Origin of the sequence: Crenobacter caeni (genome assembly GCF_010435965.1) — a bacterium.
GTDB classification, from domain to species: Bacteria; Pseudomonadota; Gammaproteobacteria; order Burkholderiales; family Chromobacteriaceae; genus Craterilacuibacter; species Craterilacuibacter caeni.
Genome location: NZ_JAAGAA010000005.1, coordinates 1 through 16,250 on the forward strand (window position 1 = coordinate 1; position 16,250 = coordinate 16,250).

General features: G+C 61.7%; 17 protein-coding genes, 1 other RNA gene and 2 pseudogenes. 4 read left to right on the forward strand and 16 right to left on the reverse strand.

Features of this window, described 5'->3' with window-relative positions:
* Window positions 1–120 (forward strand): annotated as a pseudogene (locus GZH52_RS06660) (IS5/IS1182 family transposase); the annotation flags it as partial.
* Here the strand turns inward: GZH52_RS06660 and GZH52_RS16660 are convergent.
* The 16 genes and pseudogenes from GZH52_RS16660 to ilvA form a co-directional block, all read right to left on the reverse strand.
* Entirely contained in the window at window positions 101–457 is a 357-nt protein-coding gene (locus GZH52_RS16660; RefSeq protein WP_203525656.1) for a hypothetical protein, read from the reverse strand. The pseudogene GZH52_RS06660 and the gene GZH52_RS16660 overlap by 20 nt on opposite strands.
* Window positions 458–1,407: 950 nt before the next feature.
* Window positions 1,408–1,590, reverse strand: coding sequence for a hypothetical protein (locus GZH52_RS06670; RefSeq protein WP_163315715.1), 183 nt, complete (start codon window positions 1,588–1,590; stop codon window positions 1,408–1,410).
* Window positions 1,591–2,552: 962 nt separating this feature from the next.
* Window positions 2,553–3,029, reverse strand: a complete 477-nt coding sequence (locus GZH52_RS06675; RefSeq protein WP_163315716.1) for a hypothetical protein — start codon at window positions 3,027–3,029, stop codon at window positions 2,553–2,555.
* A gap of 851 nt (window positions 3,030–3,880) precedes the next feature.
* Window positions 3,881–5,989 (reverse strand): annotated as a pseudogene (locus GZH52_RS06680) (DUF927 domain-containing protein); the annotation flags it as partial.
* Window positions 5,947–6,273: a hypothetical protein gene (locus tag GZH52_RS06685; protein ID WP_163315718.1), complete on the reverse strand. Its 327-nt coding sequence runs from the start codon at window positions 6,271–6,273 to the stop codon at window positions 5,947–5,949. The pseudogene GZH52_RS06680 and the gene GZH52_RS06685, both read right to left, overlap by 43 nt.
* 3 nt (window positions 6,274–6,276) lie before the next feature.
* A complete protein-coding gene (locus tag GZH52_RS06690) occupies window positions 6,277–6,654 on the reverse strand; it encodes a hypothetical protein (RefSeq protein ID WP_163315719.1) in 378 nt (125 codons plus the stop codon).
* Window positions 6,651–6,908: a hypothetical protein gene (locus GZH52_RS06695; protein WP_163315720.1), complete on the reverse strand. Its 258-nt coding sequence runs from the start codon at window positions 6,906–6,908 to the stop codon at window positions 6,651–6,653. The genes GZH52_RS06690 and GZH52_RS06695 overlap by 4 nt, the downstream gene beginning before the upstream one ends.
* Window positions 6,905–7,084, reverse strand: a complete 180-nt coding sequence (locus GZH52_RS06700) for a hypothetical protein (RefSeq protein ID WP_163315721.1) — start codon at window positions 7,082–7,084, stop codon at window positions 6,905–6,907. Before GZH52_RS06700 ends, GZH52_RS06695 begins: the two co-directional genes overlap by 4 nt.
* Window positions 7,085–7,365: 281 nt before the next feature.
* Window positions 7,366–8,043, reverse strand: coding sequence for a KilA-N domain-containing protein (locus GZH52_RS06705; protein ID WP_163315722.1), 678 nt, complete (start codon window positions 8,041–8,043; stop codon window positions 7,366–7,368).
* Between the two features lie 10 nt (window positions 8,044–8,053).
* Window positions 8,054–8,284 (reverse strand): helix-turn-helix transcriptional regulator, encoded by a 231-nt coding sequence (locus GZH52_RS06710; protein ID WP_163315723.1) that lies wholly within the window; start codon window positions 8,282–8,284, stop codon window positions 8,054–8,056.
* Between the two features lie 167 nt (window positions 8,285–8,451).
* The gene (locus GZH52_RS06715; protein WP_163315724.1) at window positions 8,452–9,153 is read right to left on the reverse strand and encodes a hypothetical protein; all 702 of its coding nucleotides are present in this window, start codon (window positions 9,151–9,153) and stop codon (window positions 8,452–8,454) included.
* Window positions 9,154–9,476: 323 nt separating this feature from the next.
* A complete protein-coding gene (locus tag GZH52_RS06720; protein WP_163315725.1) occupies window positions 9,477–9,686 on the reverse strand; it encodes a hypothetical protein in 210 nt (69 codons plus the stop codon).
* A gap of 45 nt (window positions 9,687–9,731) precedes the next feature.
* The gene (locus GZH52_RS06725; RefSeq protein ID WP_163315726.1) at window positions 9,732–10,949 is read right to left on the reverse strand and encodes a tyrosine-type recombinase/integrase; all 1,218 of its coding nucleotides are present in this window, start codon (window positions 10,947–10,949) and stop codon (window positions 9,732–9,734) included.
* Between the two features lie 162 nt (window positions 10,950–11,111).
* Window positions 11,112–11,474: a transfer-messenger RNA gene (gene ssrA / locus GZH52_RS06730) on the reverse strand.
* A gap of 46 nt (window positions 11,475–11,520) precedes the next feature.
* Window positions 11,521–12,168, reverse strand: a complete 648-nt coding sequence (locus tag GZH52_RS06735) for an HAD family hydrolase (protein ID WP_163315727.1) — start codon at window positions 12,166–12,168, stop codon at window positions 11,521–11,523.
* 202 nt (window positions 12,169–12,370) lie between these two features.
* A complete protein-coding gene (ilvA, locus tag GZH52_RS06740; RefSeq protein WP_163315728.1) occupies window positions 12,371–13,903 on the reverse strand; it encodes a threonine ammonia-lyase, biosynthetic in 1,533 nt (510 codons plus the stop codon).
* Between the two features lie 207 nt (window positions 13,904–14,110).
* On the opposite strand from ilvA, the gene GZH52_RS06745 reads away from it, so the two are divergent.
* From GZH52_RS06745 to lipB, 3 genes are all read left to right on the forward strand, one after another.
* Entirely contained in the window at window positions 14,111–15,247 is a 1,137-nt protein-coding gene (locus GZH52_RS06745; protein WP_136552842.1) for a D-alanyl-D-alanine carboxypeptidase family protein, read from the forward strand.
* A 76-nt stretch (window positions 15,248–15,323) separates the two neighbouring features.
* Complete coding sequence (locus GZH52_RS06750) at window positions 15,324–15,596, forward strand: HP0495 family protein (protein WP_163315729.1); 273 nt, start codon at window positions 15,324–15,326, stop codon at window positions 15,594–15,596.
* Window positions 15,593–16,225, forward strand: coding sequence for a lipoyl(octanoyl) transferase LipB (gene lipB, locus GZH52_RS06755; protein WP_163315730.1), 633 nt, complete (start codon window positions 15,593–15,595; stop codon window positions 16,223–16,225). Before GZH52_RS06750 ends, lipB begins: the two co-directional genes overlap by 4 nt.
* Window positions 16,226–16,250 lie beyond the last annotated feature (25 nt).

The following is a 16,250-nucleotide window of genomic DNA, read 5'->3' on the forward strand; positions in this document are numbered from 1 at the left end:
TGGCTTGCTGGCTTCGGTAAACTGCGCATCCGTTTCGAACGACGACTTGATACCCATTACGCCTTGCTCAAATTGGCCTGCTCCTTGATCTGCCTGCGATTTATCGACAAGTTTTGTTAGCGGCTCTTAGTGAAAACGTTCGTGTCGCAAATTCAGGGTCTGTTTCGACAAGCTTTCGCGTAAGCTCTTCTGAATTTGTAACTTTATGAATAAAAGTTCCTGCGAGATAGCCTTCAATTGCTGATACTACGTGTCCATGCAGCATTACCCGCAAACTAAAAAGCGTGTCTACAGGAACCTCTACTTCAAGAAGAACTCGTACGCTTTTTAGGTGATTCTGCAGGATTTCATGATGTGTCTTACTTGCGATATACCAGTAAAGCTCATCACTTTCATCTTCTGGGTGGTACGGCATTCCATAGCTCACTTCAACATCGCCGTAATTTATGGAAGCCATTGCGCCATAAAAGGTGTTTGTAACCTGTATCGTGTATTCCGCGTCGCAAGAAGGGCAATACACTTCCTGCCAGGAATCTGTCTGGCTGTCATTATTTTTTCTGCAGAAAAGTCTGGATCTTGAACATCAACTACGTCTTCTACATGCTCACCACATTTACACGTAAAAGAAATATCCATCTGCAAGCTCATAACTCTCCTTTAAACAAACCGTGAGATATACACCTGTGCAGGTGTATATTTGGTTTGTCTGTGTGTATATCTCGGTAGGATATGTGCATTTATCATTGTTTTGCAAGCCATTGGGGTTGCCAGTGCCTGAAAGTACACAGCCAGATGGGGTTGTCGCGCCACCGGCTTACTGGATGTGCTGCGTGTACAGTATTGCAGCCTACGTACCGAGCAGTAACATGTCAATTGGGTGTTGTGCTTTCACCATCATCGACACTCTCGCGAAATGGGGAGGAGAAGGGAAACAGATTTCTTACCCATCTGGCTGTGGATATGCAGGCGTCTGTATCCACGCCAAAATCAGGATTTCTGGATGCTGGAAGTCCCCTCAGGTGCAAAAAGTTGAGTTCTTGCTTGTGACAGCGACTTCGGAAGGGTAAAAGTGCGAGGGGCTGGTGCCGCGCCGAGAGCGGAATTGCAGGCAAGAAAAAACCCAACCGGGGCAGGTTGGGTTTGGTGTCTGGTGGAGCCGGCGTCTATCACATAGACGCTTGAAAGCATTGCCAGATAAGGGTTCCTGTCGTTTTTTTTTATGAAATACCGTCAAAAATACCGTCTCCGGATTCTTGCTGCCCCGTGTTGGGCGATATTGGTTGGTGGTGGCGAGGTCGCGGGTATCGCCATTGTCAGAGGGGCCGGAAATATTTCTGGCTCCTCTTGCCTCATGCTGGTTGGAGCCGTGCCGCCACTGAAACCGCTCGCTGATCCGCTCGGCAATCGTCAGGCGTCAGCAATTGCCGGATGCGCGCGCTGTAGCGTCGAGGCGATGCCAACATGCACATGGTCGTCCAGTGCGGCGATCTCGCGGCAGGCGTCGATTTCGTGGCCTTGGCGGGCATTGCGCGCGGTTTTTTTGTCCACGTTTGTGCAAGGCGAGGGGAGCGGGCGGTCATCGGCGGCCATCAGCTCGACTTTCGACCAGCCCCACCACCGATGCCCCACAAACTGAGGTTCTGGAGTAAATCAAATGCCCCTGAAAGCCTTGTCCAGCGCGGATTTGCGAACAGTTCCCATTTGATTGTTTGTGGCGCCTGGGATTTTTTCTGCGCATGGGAGGAAGAGCGGTCTACAAGGGGCCGGCCACAAGGTTTCTGCCATACCCCCACCCCAGCCACCTTTTTATGGTGTGTCATTGCGTCATCACGGCGGCAGCCGGTGCTTCTGCTCGATGCCCCTTTTTATGGACGCGCAAAATTCGGCACGGTGTGGACTTGGGCTTGCCAGTGCCGGCCACTTTTTGGACTCAAGAAACTACCGGGTTGGCCTTGGTCCGGGCCTCCACCATCGGTGTGAAGCTCGGCGGCTGGTGTGGGCCCGCTCTCGCGCGCGCTGGACTACGGAAATTGCATCAGGTCGGCGGGCTTGGTGCGGATCATTTGCGCGCACCAATCCCCGCATTAACGCGGTCTAGGTGTGCTCGGCGTGTCGCTTTTTGCCTGTCGGTCTGCAACCAGCCCTGCAACCAGCCCGTGCTCCTCGGGTTCCGTGCCCTAGTCACGCCTTTTTGCCCGGGCGGCGCTAACTCTGGTGCTAACTTCGCCCGCTGCCTTTTTGCCGGCAGGCTGGAAACTTCGCGGAAACATTGCCGGCCTTTTTTGGGGGGCAGGCGTTAACCTCGGCGTTAACTGTGAACAGTTAAGTTAGCTATTCAGTTAACCGGCTAGTGAAGTCTCGCGCCTGCCCTACCCGTATAGGGCGGGCGCACAGAAAGTACCTTTGCGCGGCGTAGAGGCCGTGCTCATGGTCGATGTAGTCGGCCAGCGACGTATAGTTTTGTGTAGTTCGATCCCTAGTTTTCCCTAGCCCATGACCTGTACTTTTCTCTACCGTCAGTCAGCAAAACCCCGCGCTCGGCGGGGTTCGGGTCAGCGGGTCATCGTTCGCAGTATCACGGCTTCGGCTTCTGCTAAGGCAACGCGCAGCGCCTCGGCGTCTGGTGCTGATTCGGCCACGATGGCGAAGCGCTCGCGCACGCGCTCGGTCAAGTCGTCGAGGTCAAGGCGCTGGCCGTAGCGTGCCACCAGCTCTAACACCAGCGATGTCAGGTCGTCGTCGGCAATCACCGTGCCGCCGGCATTGCCGCCTTTGCTGCTGTCCAGCCTGAATTGCAGGACGTTGCGCGGTGGCGGGCCAGGTTCGCGTGTGCTGTCGCCCGTGTTTTTGCAAACATTGCTATTTTCTACGCGAACCACGCGAACCACGCGAACCAGCGGCTGCAAGCCTTGTCCCGTAAGGGTTTCATCGTTTGCAGTTGGTTCGCGTTCGGTGTTTTGCGCAACGCGAACCACGCGAACCACATTAGCGGCTTCGGTGCTGGCCGACGGAACGAAAGACAGCTTCATGCTGCGTCCTCCAGAATCGCCGGGCCAATCAAGTACACCTCGGTCTTTTTGTTGCCCATGCCGGGCAGCTTTGCCGCGTAGGTGCAGCGATCCTCTCGCTGTGTCTTGAGCCAGCCCTTGTCGACCATCGCGCGGGCTATCGTCGGGGCGTTGAAGCCTTTGCACAGCTCGCCCCGAAACACGGACGGCAGCACGTAGTAGTTCAAGCCGTCATCCTGTGTGCGGCGGAAACCGGCGCGGTTGATCGTCCTGGCCGCCGTTTCTGGGTCAGCGTCCCAAGGGGTGAACCGGCTTTCGCCGTGCTGTTCGATGAACGCACGCACCGACAGCAGGCCGTTGGTGACCTCGGCATCACCAGCCCCTCCGCGAGCGGCCAGCCACTCATGAAACAAGCGCACCGCTGTATGCATGGCTTCACCTGGCGGCCAGCCTGTCAGGCCGTATGCGGTTGCCAACTCCCCGGCTACGGCCACCAGAGCGAAGCGCCCGGCAGCGCGCAACACTTGCCCGGCTGCCCCCCTGGGTACGTCCTCAGCAATGATGCTGTCCCGGCCCTCACGGATGGCGGCCAGCACAGCTGCGCGATCTTCCACAACACGGCGCAGAAAGGCTCGGCCAGCGTGGCCATAGTGTTGTGCCGCGTTCCGCTTGAACGCCATGGACAAGTCCGCGCCTGATGCGGAGCCCGCCAGCGTATCGAATAGCCCAAGCCCTGCGCCCGCATCGGCGGCGATGTCGATCAAGCGCACCTCCTGCCCGGCACGGGCATGCTTGCCGGCCTCGCGCATGTGCTGGCTCAGGTTGATTTCGCCAGCCGACAGCATCAGCGTGCGCCAGCGGCGCGGGGTACGAATGGCCCCCGTGCGGTCAGACCGTGCCTTGCCTTGTCCGTTGGCGATCATGTAGGCCGCTTCGCCTGCCTCGCGTGGGTCAACCTGCGCCAGCTCGTCTAGGATCACCAGCAGGTCGTTTCGACTGGCACACATGCCCTCCAGCCCGTTGCTGGTGGCGCGCCACTTGAACCCGTATTCGGCGGGATGGCCCCAGACAGAGGCTGCGGCCTCCAGAGCGGTGGACTTGCCGGCGCTTGATCCGCCGACGATGTGAAACCCGCCCGATTCGTTGGCGAGCTCGGCCAGCGGTGCCGCGAATGCCAGCGACAGTGCAAACACCATGCGGCTGTTGCCAGAGGCCAGCGCGGCCACCTCATCGCGCCAGCACTCCAGCGTGCCGGCCTGGGCCATCCCGATAGACTCGTCACGATCGCTTTGCAGGATGACGCGCTCGCCATCTTTGGCGCCGATGACTTCGCCGTGCAGCACAAACACGCCATCGTGCCAGCCGGTGCGCTGGGTGCAACGGGCGAAGTGTTGCGGGGCCGCCTTCACGATGTACGCGGTCAGCAACTCGCGGGCTTTGCGGCCTGGCTCTACATCCAGCCCGCCCCGGGCCAGCTCCTGCGCCAGCGCGCCGCCATCGCTGTGCGGTAACTCGGCGGGCATGGCCCACTCATGCAAGCGCCCTTCGGCGTCGAACCACACCAGCAAGCGGCCCCAGTTCGAGCCGTTGCCGTCGCGCGTCTTGGCGTCCACGATCAGCGGCGAGCACAGCCAGCGCGGCGGCTTGTCGCCCTCTGGATCGAGCCAGTACACCCCCGGCCTGCTGCCATCCTGCTTGAGCAGGTAGCCGTAGGGCACGGCGGGCTTGTCCGTGTTTTGGTTCGCGTGGTTCGCGTTCGCGTTTTCGGTGTGCGCGAACCACCCCCCATTGCTGGAACCCTCGCCGTTATTGGGTTCTTGCGGTTGGTTCGCGTGGTTCGCGTGGTTCGCGTCGATTTTTGGAATGTTTGCATTTTTCTGGGTGTCAGGCAGGGCAGAAGGGGGCTTCTCTCCCTCCAAAACTTGAGGCGACATATCAAAATGGGGTTTTTTGCCCCCTTTTACGCGAACCAACATGGTGTCGCGGACACTTTCCAGCCCCGCCAGCTGGTGCAGGTCGTTGAAGTCAGAAGGTGCCTTGCCCGTGGCGTGCTGGTGGCGTTCGATCTGTGCCTGGCTGAACTCGGGCAGCACCACTTCGCCGCGCGGCGCGAGGATGGCGGCGGCCTGGCTGGCCGCTTCTTGGCCGGTGCCGCTGGTGTCGGTATCACCACACACCAGCACCCGAAGCGTCTCCGCCAGACTGGTGGCCATACGCTCGGCCACGGCCTTGAGGTTGCCGGCGTTGAACGCCACCACCACAGGCAGGCCGGTGGCTTCCTGTAGCGTGCAGCCGGTCGCCCAGCCCTCGCACAGCAGGACGGTTTGCGGATCATGCTGCCAGCCTAGCGCCAGTGAAGTGCCCTTGACCTGGCCGCCGGTCAGGAAACGCTTGCTGCCGTCGCTGCTGATGATTTGCAGGTTCACCAGCTCGCCGTCCACCCTGAGCGGTACCAGCAGCATGTCGCGCAACTGGCGCGCGCCGTAGGGGCGGGTGCCCTTGCTGACTAGGTACGGGTGGGTCGCGCTCACATCACGCCCCAGCGCCCATAGCTTCGCCGCCTTGGCCTTGGCGGCCTCGCGCTGGGCTTGCTGGAGGGCTTCGGCCTCTTGCCTGGCGGCGGCGCGTTCGTCCTCGATGCGGGCCAGTTCTTCTGGCGATGGCGGGGCGATCGGGCGGCTGGGTTGCCATCCCTTGGCCTTGGCTGCGTGGTACAGCGTGCGCGCGGTGACCCGCCCGCCGGCTTTGACCGACTTCCACACGGCGCGGGCGTCCTTGGTGCGGTAGTTGTCAGCGCCCTGGCTCCAGTTGTCCCAGATCGGGAAGCCGTCTTCGCCTAGTGCGGCCTTGCACGCCATCGCCATCGTGACCCACTCGTCGCGGTCGTGCGGGTCGAGGCAGGCTAGGGCCGATGCCAGTTCGTCATGGTCGTAGTGGCTCATCCCAGCCCCCTTTCCAGCTCGGCAATGAGCGCCGGGCATTGTTCGATCAGCGAGGCCATGAACACGTCCACAGCGTCAGCGCTTGGGCCAGTCATGGCATCCAGCAGGCAGGCGCTGAACACCCCGAAGAAGCTGTCTGCAAAGGCCGTTGCGGCCTGTTTGCCGTGTGCTGGGTATTCGTGTCCATCCAGATGCCAGCGCAGCGTGTGCAGCATGCGTAGCGCCGCCATCAGTCCATCCCGTTCGGCCATGTGCAGAGCGTTGGGGGCGATTCTAGGCAAGCCGGTAGCCTCACCCGTCAAGGTGATGTCTTTTTCATGCATGGCTTATTCCTCGGTCAGCGCCTTTTGGCGGGCTTTGGCGGTGTGGTACTGATGGGCATAGCCGGCGGTGCGCTCCATTTCGTTGGCTAGCTTGAGTGCGGAGCCAATCAGGCGTAGAGCGCCGGGCATGTGGTCGACAATTTCTTCTTCGTCGCCTGCCGTTCTGTCGCGGTGAGTCATCAGGCGGGCCAGCAGTTCGATGGCATCGGCGCAGTCGTCGGCGGTGAGGGCGGCGGCGCTCTCCAGGTGGCTGGCCTCTTTGGCGCTGACAGCCGGAACGGTGAACCCGAGTGCGTCATCGAAGCCCGCGCGCTGTTGTAGGGCGGCGTGGTACTCGGCCAGCAGTGGCAGGCTGGAGGCGGTATGCATTTTCGCGTTCATGCTGCTGCCTCCATGCGTTTTGCGCGCTTGTAGGTGCTGGCGTCGTCGATCGCTTGGTTCAGATCGTCCACGATGCATGTCATCAGCTTGGTGACGGCAACCAGTGCATAGCCGTGTTCCGTGTTGATCTCGGCTTCGATCTCTGCCGATGCGATACGCTCCAGCAGGGCCCGGAGGTTGTGGGCATCCGTGCGGACAGCTTCGATTTGGCCACGGACTGCATCGAGCTGGTTGATGATGTCAGGCGCGTTCATGCGGCCACCTCCGCAACGGTGAAGCCTTGGGCGGCGGACTGGATGACAACACGCTTGCCCATGGACACCAGCAGCGCAGCCAGGGCGCGGGCTTCGGCCAGCGTGGGCATGGTCGAGACGGTACGAGCGGAAAGCGGGAAGACGGCGCGAAAAGCGCGCAGGGTGATGCTAGGCATGGTGGCCTCCTGTGCAGATTTACACCTGCTCCCAGACGCCAATCGGGGGTGGCAGGCACGTGGCGGGATTGGCGTACCGGCGCACAGGGAACCGGCGAGCCTTGCGGCTCTCCCACCACGGCCCGCCATAGAAAAGGACGCACCAATGGTGTTGTGGACGGACATAAAAAATGCCGCGTGGTGGCGGCTGTCCGCCTGTGCATTCGAGACGCCAATCTCGGTGCCGCTATTGAACGGCACGGAGCCATTCTGTGCCATGTCGTGGCATTGGGTCAAGGCGATCATGCCGAAGCCCTCCCTGCGTCATTGGCTGGCAAGGCGAGGCGCTGGCGTTGCTCGGCGGCGAAGGTTGCCAGCGCACGTTTGCGTGCCTCGTAGGGCAGGCCACGGCCCAGCAACACCATATCCTGAGCTTCCAGCAGCTCCAGCAGACGCAGCTCGGACTTACCCAGTGCATCTCGGTTGACCGGTGCTGTGCTGCCAGTCAGTGCCAGATTGATGATCCTGGCTTCGTTGATGTAGTGGTGCTTGGCTGCGCCCTTGCCCTCGGCCATCCGGGTGAGCCTCACCATGTCGCACACGCCCCGGAAGCGCGCGCCGGCATCGTGCCGGGCGGCCTGCCAGCTGTCGGCGCTGGTGTTGCCACGGACTAGGGCATCTAGCTGCTCGTCGCACCAGATGGCGAACCGGACATCCAGCCAGCGGGCAAACATGACTGCCAGTTTGGGGTGTAGCCAAGTACCGCCAGTGTTGCCGCGCTTTGTCTTGATCAAATTCCCGAGATTCCGGGTATTTGGCGATTCACTTAGCGCCGTGATGTACTCGGTTGTTTCCTGATTGGCCAGCCAGTGGTCGACCCGCTTCCCGTACTTGTTCGCCGCCAGCGTGGCATTGAACCAGCCGTCCCCATTGAATTGCATGACGCTGCCGTCAAATTCGGCTTTGATGATCTTGGTCATGGCTATTCCCCTATGCCGCTTGGCCCTGTTCGTCCAGCCAGCGGCGCACGTCCTCAGCGCGCCACGCGGTCACGCGCTCGGACAGTTTGACCGGTGCAGGGAATGTGCCTGCACGAACGCGACGCCAGAGGGTGGAAGGGGAGAAAGGCAGCACGCCTGGGGTGCCAGTGCGCGTATCGCCCACCAGCAGCGGCTGGCGGACGAAACCGGTTTGGGGAAGGGTGATGATCGGGCTTTGCATGTGTCGCTCCTTTGTGAAGTGTTGCGACACGTATTAAATAGATCAGTCTATAGAGGCGCACCGCAACTGCGGCACGCCGTACTGCAATAGCGGAACTAGGTAGGGTGGGGTGGCAGAAGGATGCGGCGTAACCCACCACGATTTGGCGAGGCTCGGCCGCTGGTGGGTCACGTGTCCTGCTCCCTTAGCCGGCGCTTGGCCTCCGGGAATTTTCGGGAGAGGTTGCTTTTGGATAGCCCACGATACCCACGATAAAAGTCGTCGATCTTGTCTATGAGTTTTGCTTCACTTTCGAATGACGGGTGCTTCTCAATATTCGGTAAATTACCCGCGATACAGTCGAGAAGAGCTGCCACCATGTGCTGGTAGCTTGTCTCTGAGCGGTCATCCACTTGCACTACGCTTTTTGCCTGCTTCCCCAGGTTTTCAACCATCACACGCAATGCATCTCTTTCAGCCTCCGCGGAATTTTTGGCATCGTGTAATTCGCGGATGCGTTCATGGGCGGCAGCTAGCTGCTGCACCTTGGCATCGTGAGCAGCTTTAAGAGCACGGTAGGAGTCGGCGCTGATTGCTGAGTGAGCGTCTCGTTCGATTTCGTCAAACAAAAAAGTTGGTCGCTCTGTTGGCGCAATTTTCTTTGCCCACTCTTTTAAGTCGAGCCCATAAACATGTCGGCGTTCGTAGGCAACGTGCCCATCATCCTTCCGCCCGTCTTCGCGACATGCAGTGATTTCGCCTGAATCAATGGCCGTTTGTATTGCCCGTATCCGAGGCTCAAGGCATTTCAGATATGGATGTCTGAGGATTGCCCGACTGAGAGCATTGGATTGTCCAATTGGCTTTGCGTGGCGTAACTCCTCATCCACTTGGTCAGGCGGTACTCCACACCATAAGGCCGCGGCCACTGGTACGGGATATACGGCATAGCATGCTTGTACCGTTGCGCAGCTATCGTTCTCCCACGGTCTATTCATTGCGTTCCCTTTGCGCTTCCCTGTGAGGATTGCCACGCCAGCCGGGCAGGGTTCCCGGTCTTCGGCCCGTCGGCCTAGGCGTGGCAAAGCTGGTGTCTGTTTTGCGTGTAGCGTCTTGGCTGCGGTGTCTAGTCGTTCAAGCTGTAGTCATTTGTAAGCACTAATACTTTGTGCGGAGGGTGACTGGCTATAGGAACGCCGGGTGCCATGCCCTCTCATTCGCCACTGGACGGGAACCGGCGGGTGATGTTGACCCGGTAAAATTGCTCCACGGCGGGATCGTAATCGCTCGAAAGATCGGCACCCGATTTTGGGTAGATGTACTCCGCGTAGTACCGACTTTTAGCGCGCTTCCAGCGGCGGAACAGAAGGCCGCACGCGACTAGGGCGGCAACGAGCGCGATACCAAGTATGTATTTGGTCACGGCTTAAACCTTCAGTTCGTTGTTGGTGAGCAGAGGTAGCTGGTGTCAGGCCGTTTTGAATAGCGGCGTTACATTTGCGCCGGCTTTCAGGCTGTCCAGGTAGTCCGCCCACGCCTGCATCATGCGGCGGCGTTCTGGTAGGTACTCGGCGTAGTTGTAGGTGGCTCGGATGCTGTTTCTCTCCGCGTGCGCCATCTGGCGTTCGATGGCGTCACGGTTCCAGCCTTGCTCATTTAGCAGCGTGGATGCCATGTGGCGGAAGCCGTGCCCGGTCATGGTGTCCTTGTCGTACCCAAGGCGGCGCAAGGCTGCGTTGACGGTGTTTTCGCTCATCGGGCGGCCGTTGGTGCGCGCGCCCGGGAAAACGTACTGTCCATACCCTGTGAGTGGCTGCAATTCGCGTAGCGTCTCCACGGCCTGTTTGGAAAGCGGGACGATATGCTTTTCCCTTGCCTTCATGCGCTCTGCCGGGATGATCCACTGCGCGGCCTCTAGGTCGATCTCTTGCCATTCGGCCTTACGCAGTTCACCTGGGCGCACAAACACCAGGGGTGCGAGCTTGAGCGCACATTGCGTCACAAACGAGCCTCGGTAGCCGTCGATGGTATTGAGCAGTTCGGCGATCAGGGCAGGGCTGGTGATGGTGGGAAACGATGTGGAGATGACTGGGGCTAGCGCGCCGGCCAAGTCAGCGGCGGGGTTGCGTTGGGCGCGGCCAGATGCCACCGCATACCGGAATACCTGTCCACAGCTCTGAAGGGCGCGATGTGCTGTCTCGATGGCTCCGCGATGCTCAATGCGGCGCAGGGCGGCTAGGAGTTCAGGGGCTTCGATCTGTGCAATGGGGCGTTTTCCTACCCACGGAAAGATGTCCCGCTCGAAGCGGCGCATGATTTTGTCTGCATGGCCGGCTGTCCAAGTAGGCAGGTACTTGGCAAACCATTCGCGCGCGATGACCTCGAAGCTGTTCTCGGCTTGCAGTGCCTTGGCGGCCTTTTGCACTTTCCTGTTGACGCCCGGGTCTACACCTTCGGCTAGTAGGCGGCGCGCCTCGTCTCGCTTCTCTCTGGCGCTCTTGAGGCTTACCTCTGGATACACCCCTAGGGCCAGTGTCTTGCGCTTGTCGGAGAAGCGGTAGTCAAGACGCCAGTACTTGCCGGTTTGCTTGACCAGCAGATACATGCCTTTTTCGTCGGAGTACTTTGCCTGAGCCCCGTCCGGCTTGGGTTTGGCGTTCTTGCAGGCGGTATCTGTGAGCGGCATGGCGGTATCGGCCTTGGCGGTATCGGGTTTACCGACATAAGTACCGCCTGCGGTGGCGGTATGTCAAGGCACGGCATGACACGGTAGCGGACAATAAAAAACCCCGAGAGGCTTATTTCTCGGGGTTCTTGAGGCTTCATGACACGTCATGAAGTACTAGTTTGGTGGAGCCGGCGGGAATCGAACCCGCGTCCGGAAATCCTACACAGTGAGTTCTACATACTTAGTCTCGCCATTTGGATTTAACCTTTGCCACGCCGACGGACAGGCTGGACATTGGCGAGTTACCTAGAGTTTCGCCCCGGGTCAGGTAACCCGGCTCGGGACTAGCTGATGTAAAGTGACACTGCAGTGGTTTGACCCACCCGGCCCATCAGCGAACCGTTGCAGTGTCTGGCGCAATTAAGCGGCCAGAGCGTAAGTTTCGTCGTTTGCGACTATTGCATTTCAGCGTTTTACGGGGTGACTGAAATCCCGGTATGCCCTCATCCGCTTCGCAACCCCCGTCGAAACCAGGTCGGCCCCAGATAAGTGAGGCCAGTATACCCCGGGTGCTTGGGCAGCGCCAGCGTTACAGGTGGGCGAGCAGCGCCTCGGGGCGCGGGATCTCGATGTCGGCGCCCCATTCGGCGGGGCGGTCGCTGTCGGCGATGTAGCCCCAGGCGGCGAGCACGGTGGTCATGCCGACCGCGCGACCGGCAGCGATGTCGCGCTCGGCGTCGCCCACGTACAGGCAGCGTTCGGGCGCCACACCGATGATCCCGGCCGCGTGGCGCATCGGGCGCGGGTCGGGTTTGGCGACGCCGACGGTGTCGCCACTCACCACCACCGCGGGCGGATGGCGGAAGGGCAGGGCGGGCACCAGCCGGTCGGTGAAGCGCATCGGCTTGTTGGTGATGATGCCCCATTGCAGGCCGCGTTCGACGATGCCGTCGATGAGTTCGTCAACGCCGTCGAACAGACAGGTCGACTCGGCGAAGCACGCCTCGTAGTGGTCGAGGAAGCGCAGGCGGTATTCCTCGAAACGCGGGTGGGTGGCGTCGATGTTGAAGCCGAGGCTAACCAGCCCGCGCGCGCCGTGGCTGGCGATCGGGCGCACGGCCTCGTAGGGCTGCGGCGGCAGGCCTTCTTCGGCGAGGAGGCGGTTGAGCGCGCCACCCAAGTCGCGCGCGGTGTCAGCGAGGGTGCCGTCGAGGTCAAACAGGACTGCCTGCATCATGCGGTATTCCGTGGTCGGGTTTAGGCGGACGGGCGGCCATTGTAACCGACCGCGTATCCTTAGAACCTGTTCATGATCTGCTGCGCATCAGCGATACGGCGTTGAAAACGGTTTCGAAATGCTCATGTACGACCTGTACATTCCGCTTTCTCAGCCGTTTTCGCCTTGTCTCGCCCTCGCTCGCGAGATCATGGACACGTTCTTAGCGCAGCGTCTTGCCGAGGAACAGCTTGTACGCCGGGTTGTCGGTCTCGTCGACACAGGGGTAGCCCAGCGTGTCGATAAAGCGCGCGAACGCTTCGCTGTCGCTGGCGGGGACCTGGATGCCGACCAGCACGCGGCCGTAGTCGGCGCCGTGGTTGCGGTAGTGGAACAGCGAGATGTTCCAGTCGGTGCGCATGGTGTCGAGGAAGCGCTTGAGCGCGCCCGGGCGCTCGGGGAACTCGAACCTGAGCACGCGCTCGTCGGCCAGTTGCGGCGCGTGGCCGCCGACCAGGTGGCGGATGTGCAGCTTGGCCAGTTCGTTGTCGGTGAGGTCGATGCCCTCCAGCCCGGCTTCCTTCAGTGCGCCGACGATGGCCTCGGCGTCCTGCCGGTTGCTGATCTGCACGCCGACGAACACGTGCGCGGTCTTCGGGTCGGCGAAGCGGTAGTTGAACTCGGTGATGTTGCGGTTGCCGATCACCGCGCAGAAGCGTTTGAAGCTGCCCGGCGTCTCGGGGATGGTCACCGCGATGATCGCCTCGCGCCGCTCGCCCAGCTCGGATCGCTCGGAGACGTGGCGCAGACGGTCGAAGTTCATGTTGGCGCCGCAGTTGATGGCGACGAAGGTCTTGCCCCGGCAGGCTTCGCGCTCGATGTACGCCTTGGCGCCGGCCACCGCCAGCGCGCCGGCCGGCTCGGTGATGGCGCGGGTGTCCTCGAAGATGTCCTTGATCGCCGCGCAGATGGCGTCGGTGTCGACCACGATGATCTCGTCGAGCAGTTCGCGGCACAGGCGGAAGGTCTCTTCGCCGACCAGCTTGACGGCGACGCCGTCGGCGAACAGGCCGACGTCCTTCAATTCGACGCGGTGGCCGGCGGCGATCGACTGGCGCATCGCGTCGGAATCGACCGGCTGCACGCCGATCACCTTGATCTCGGGCTTGAGCCGCTTGATATAGCTGGCGACGCCGGCGGCCAGGCCGCCGCCGCCGATGGCGACGAACACCGCGTCGATCGCGTCCGGGTGCTGGCGCAGGATCTCCATGCCGATGGTGCCCTGGCCGGCGATCACGTCCGGGTCGTCAAACGGCGGGATGTAGGTCTTGCCGGTTTCCGCCACCAGTTCCATCGCGTGCTGGTAGGCGTCGCTGTACGACTCGCCCCTGAGCACCACCTTGCCGCCGCGGCTCAGGACGCCGTCGATCTTCACCTGCGGGGTGGTCTCGGGCATCACGATGGTCGCCTCGCAGCCGATGCGCCGGGCCGACAGCGCGACGCCCTGCGCGTGGTTGCCGGCGCTGGCGGTGATCACGCCGCGGGCGCGCTCCTCGGCGCTGAGGCGCGACATCTTGTTGTACGCGCCCCTGAGCTTGAACGAGAACACCGGCTGCAGGTCTTCGCGCTTGAGCAGCAGGGTGTTGCCGGTGCGCCGGCTGAGGTTGGGCGCGATGTCCAGCGGCGACTCGATCGCTACGTCGTAAACGCGCGAAGTCAGGATCCGTTCCAGGTAGTCTCGAGAGTCGGCCGCCATTTTGCTTTCCTTTGTGAAATGCCCATGTATTTTAGAGGGTCAGGTTAGCAGGAAGCGGCGGGGCAGGGAAAGCCCCGGGATCGGCCTGTACGGCTGATTTTGCCGGTCCGGCCGCTGTTCGCGCGCTGCACGGTGCGGTTGGGTGTGTATAATCTGCGGCTGATCCTTTGTGAACCGATCGGTTCGCTTTCCAACGCAAGACAGATGATGAAAAAACTGACTTCCCTGCTGGTCGCAGCCACCTTCGCGCTGCCGGCCTTCGCTTCGGTTCCCTTCGTCCCGCCGGCGCCGCAGATCGCCGGCAAGGCCTACTACCTGATCGATTTCCATAGCGGCGAGACGCTGGCCTCGCTGTCGCCGGACGAGCGCGTCGAACCGGCCTCGCTGACCAAGCTGATGACCGCCTACCTGACCTTCAAGGCCTTGAAGGAAGGGCGCCTGAAGCCCGAGCAGACGCTGCTGGTGTCGCAGAAGGGCTGGAAGACCGAAGGCTCGCGCATGTTCCTCGACCCCAAGGTGCCGGCCAAGGTCGACGACCTGATCAAGGGCATGATCGTGCAGTCGGGCAACGACGCGTGCGTGACGCTGTCCGAGGCGATCGCCGGTAGCGAGGAAGTGTTCGCCCAGCTGATGACGGCCGAGGCCAAGCGCCTGGGCATGAAGAACACCAACTTCCAGAACTCGACCGGCCTGCCGGGCGACGCGCACTACACCACCGCGCACGACCTGGGCATCCTCGCCGCGGCGATCATCCGCGACTTCCCGCAGTACTACCAGATCTACTCGATGAAGTCGTTCACCTACAACGGCATCACGCAACCGAACCGCAACCTCCTGCTGTACCGCGACCCCAACGTCGACGGCATGAAGACCGGCTTCACCAACTCGGCCGGCTACAACCTGATCGCGTCCAGCCACCGCGACGGCCGCCGCGTGGTGTCGGTGGTGGTCGGCACCGCCAGTCCCGAGGCGCGCGCGGTGGAAAGCTCGAAACTGCTCAACTACGGCTTGCAGTTCTTCGAAACGCCCAAACTGTATGCGGCTAACAAGGCGGTGTCCGAAGTGCCGGTGTACAAGGGCAGTGAGAGCAAGCTTGGCGTCGGCTTCAACCAGGACGTGTACGTGACCGTCGCGCGCGGCCAGGCCGGCAAGCTCAAGGCCGACCTGTCGACCATGCAGCCGGTGATCGCGCCGGTGAAGAAGGGCCAGGTCGTCGGCAAGCTGACGGTCAGCCTGGACGGCAAACCGGTGCGCGAAGTGCCGGTGGTCGCGCTCACCGCCATCGAAGAGGGCGGCTTCTTCAGCCGCCTGTGGGACAGCATCAAGCTCTGGCTCGGCTGGTAAGCGGGCAGGGCGGCGTTCTCGCGCCGCCCTCTGCCTTGTGCCGCCAGGCGAAGGGCGCAGTTTAGGAGACAGATTCATGAGTGATAACCCGGCCGACGCGCTGTTCGAGTTCCCTTGCCGCTTCCCGGTCAAGGTGATGGGCGAGCGCCACGAGGAGCTGCATGCGCAGGTGATCGAGGTGGTGCGCATGCATGCGCCGGACCTCGACGAGGTCGACGTGGTGGTGCGCGAGAGTTCGAGCGGCAAGTATTTGTCGCTGACGGTGACCGTCAACGCGCAGAACCGCGCGCAGCTCGACGCGATCTACCTGTCGCTGACCAGCCACCCGCTGGTCAAGATCGTCCTGTGACGCGGCAGGTCAGGCAACTGGGGGTTGCCGACTACGAACCGACCTGGCGGGCGATGCAGGCGTTCACCGACACGCGCACGGCTAACACGCCGGACGAGCTGTGGGTGGTCGAGCACCCGCCGGTCTACACGCTGGGGATGGCGGGCAAGGAAGAACACCTGCTGCGCCACACCAACATCCCGCTGGTGCGCACCGACCGTGGCGGCCAGGTGACCTACCACGGCCCAGGCCAGCTGGTGGTCTACCTGATGATCGACTTCAAGCGCCTGGGCGTCGGCGTGCGCGAGCTGGTGCGGCGCATCGAGAACGCGATCATCGCGACGCTGGCGGATTACGGCATCCAGGCCAACGGCGACGTCAACGCGCCCGGCGTTTATGTCGACGGCGCCAAGATCGCGTCGCTCGGCCTGCGCATCAAGGGCGGTGCCGTCTACCACGGCCTGTCGCTGAACGTCGACATGGATCTTGCGCCGTTCGGCTGGATCAACCCGTGCGGCTACGCTGGGCTCAAGGTTACCCAACTGCGCGAACTGGGCGTGGTCGCGACCGTCGACGAGGTGGCCGCGCGGCTGCTCCCCGAACTTGAGCGCGCGATCGACGCGCCGGTGGCGGTGCCGCAGGCGGACTGAACAAACCGATACGCAATGACAAAAG

Coding starts and splice junctions, on each gene's coding strand:
- GZH52_RS16660 (WP_203525656.1), bottom strand. CDS start 457: ATGGCTTCCATAAATTACGGCGATGTTGAAGTGAGCTATGGAATGCCG.
- GZH52_RS06670 (WP_163315715.1), bottom strand. CDS start 1,590: ATGGCCGCCGATGACCGCCCGCTCCCCTCGCCTTGCACAAACGTGGAC.
- GZH52_RS06675 (WP_163315716.1), bottom strand. CDS start 3,029: ATGAAGCTGTCTTTCGTTCCGTCGGCCAGCACCGAAGCCGCTAATGTG.
- GZH52_RS06685 (WP_163315718.1), bottom strand. CDS start 6,273: ATGCATGAAAAAGACATCACCTTGACGGGTGAGGCTACCGGCTTGCCT.
- GZH52_RS06690 (WP_163315719.1), bottom strand. CDS start 6,654: ATGAACGCGAAAATGCATACCGCCTCCAGCCTGCCACTGCTGGCCGAG.
- GZH52_RS06695 (WP_163315720.1), bottom strand. CDS start 6,908: ATGAACGCGCCTGACATCATCAACCAGCTCGATGCAGTCCGTGGCCAA.
- GZH52_RS06700 (WP_163315721.1), bottom strand. CDS start 7,084: ATGCCTAGCATCACCCTGCGCGCTTTTCGCGCCGTCTTCCCGCTTTCC.
- GZH52_RS06705 (WP_163315722.1), bottom strand. CDS start 8,043: ATGACCAAGATCATCAAAGCCGAATTTGACGGCAGCGTCATGCAATTC.
- GZH52_RS06710 (WP_163315723.1), bottom strand. CDS start 8,284: ATGCAAAGCCCGATCATCACCCTTCCCCAAACCGGTTTCGTCCGCCAG.
- GZH52_RS06725 (WP_163315726.1), bottom strand. CDS start 10,949: ATGCCGCTCACAGATACCGCCTGCAAGAACGCCAAACCCAAGCCGGAC.
- GZH52_RS06735 (WP_163315727.1), bottom strand. CDS start 12,168: ATGATGCAGGCAGTCCTGTTTGACCTCGACGGCACCCTCGCTGACACC.
- ilvA (WP_163315728.1), bottom strand. CDS start 13,903: ATGGCGGCCGACTCTCGAGACTACCTGGAACGGATCCTGACTTCGCGC.
- GZH52_RS06745 (WP_136552842.1), top strand. CDS start 14,111: ATGAAAAAACTGACTTCCCTGCTGGTCGCAGCCACCTTCGCGCTGCCG.
- GZH52_RS06750 (WP_163315729.1), top strand. CDS start 15,324: ATGAGTGATAACCCGGCCGACGCGCTGTTCGAGTTCCCTTGCCGCTTC.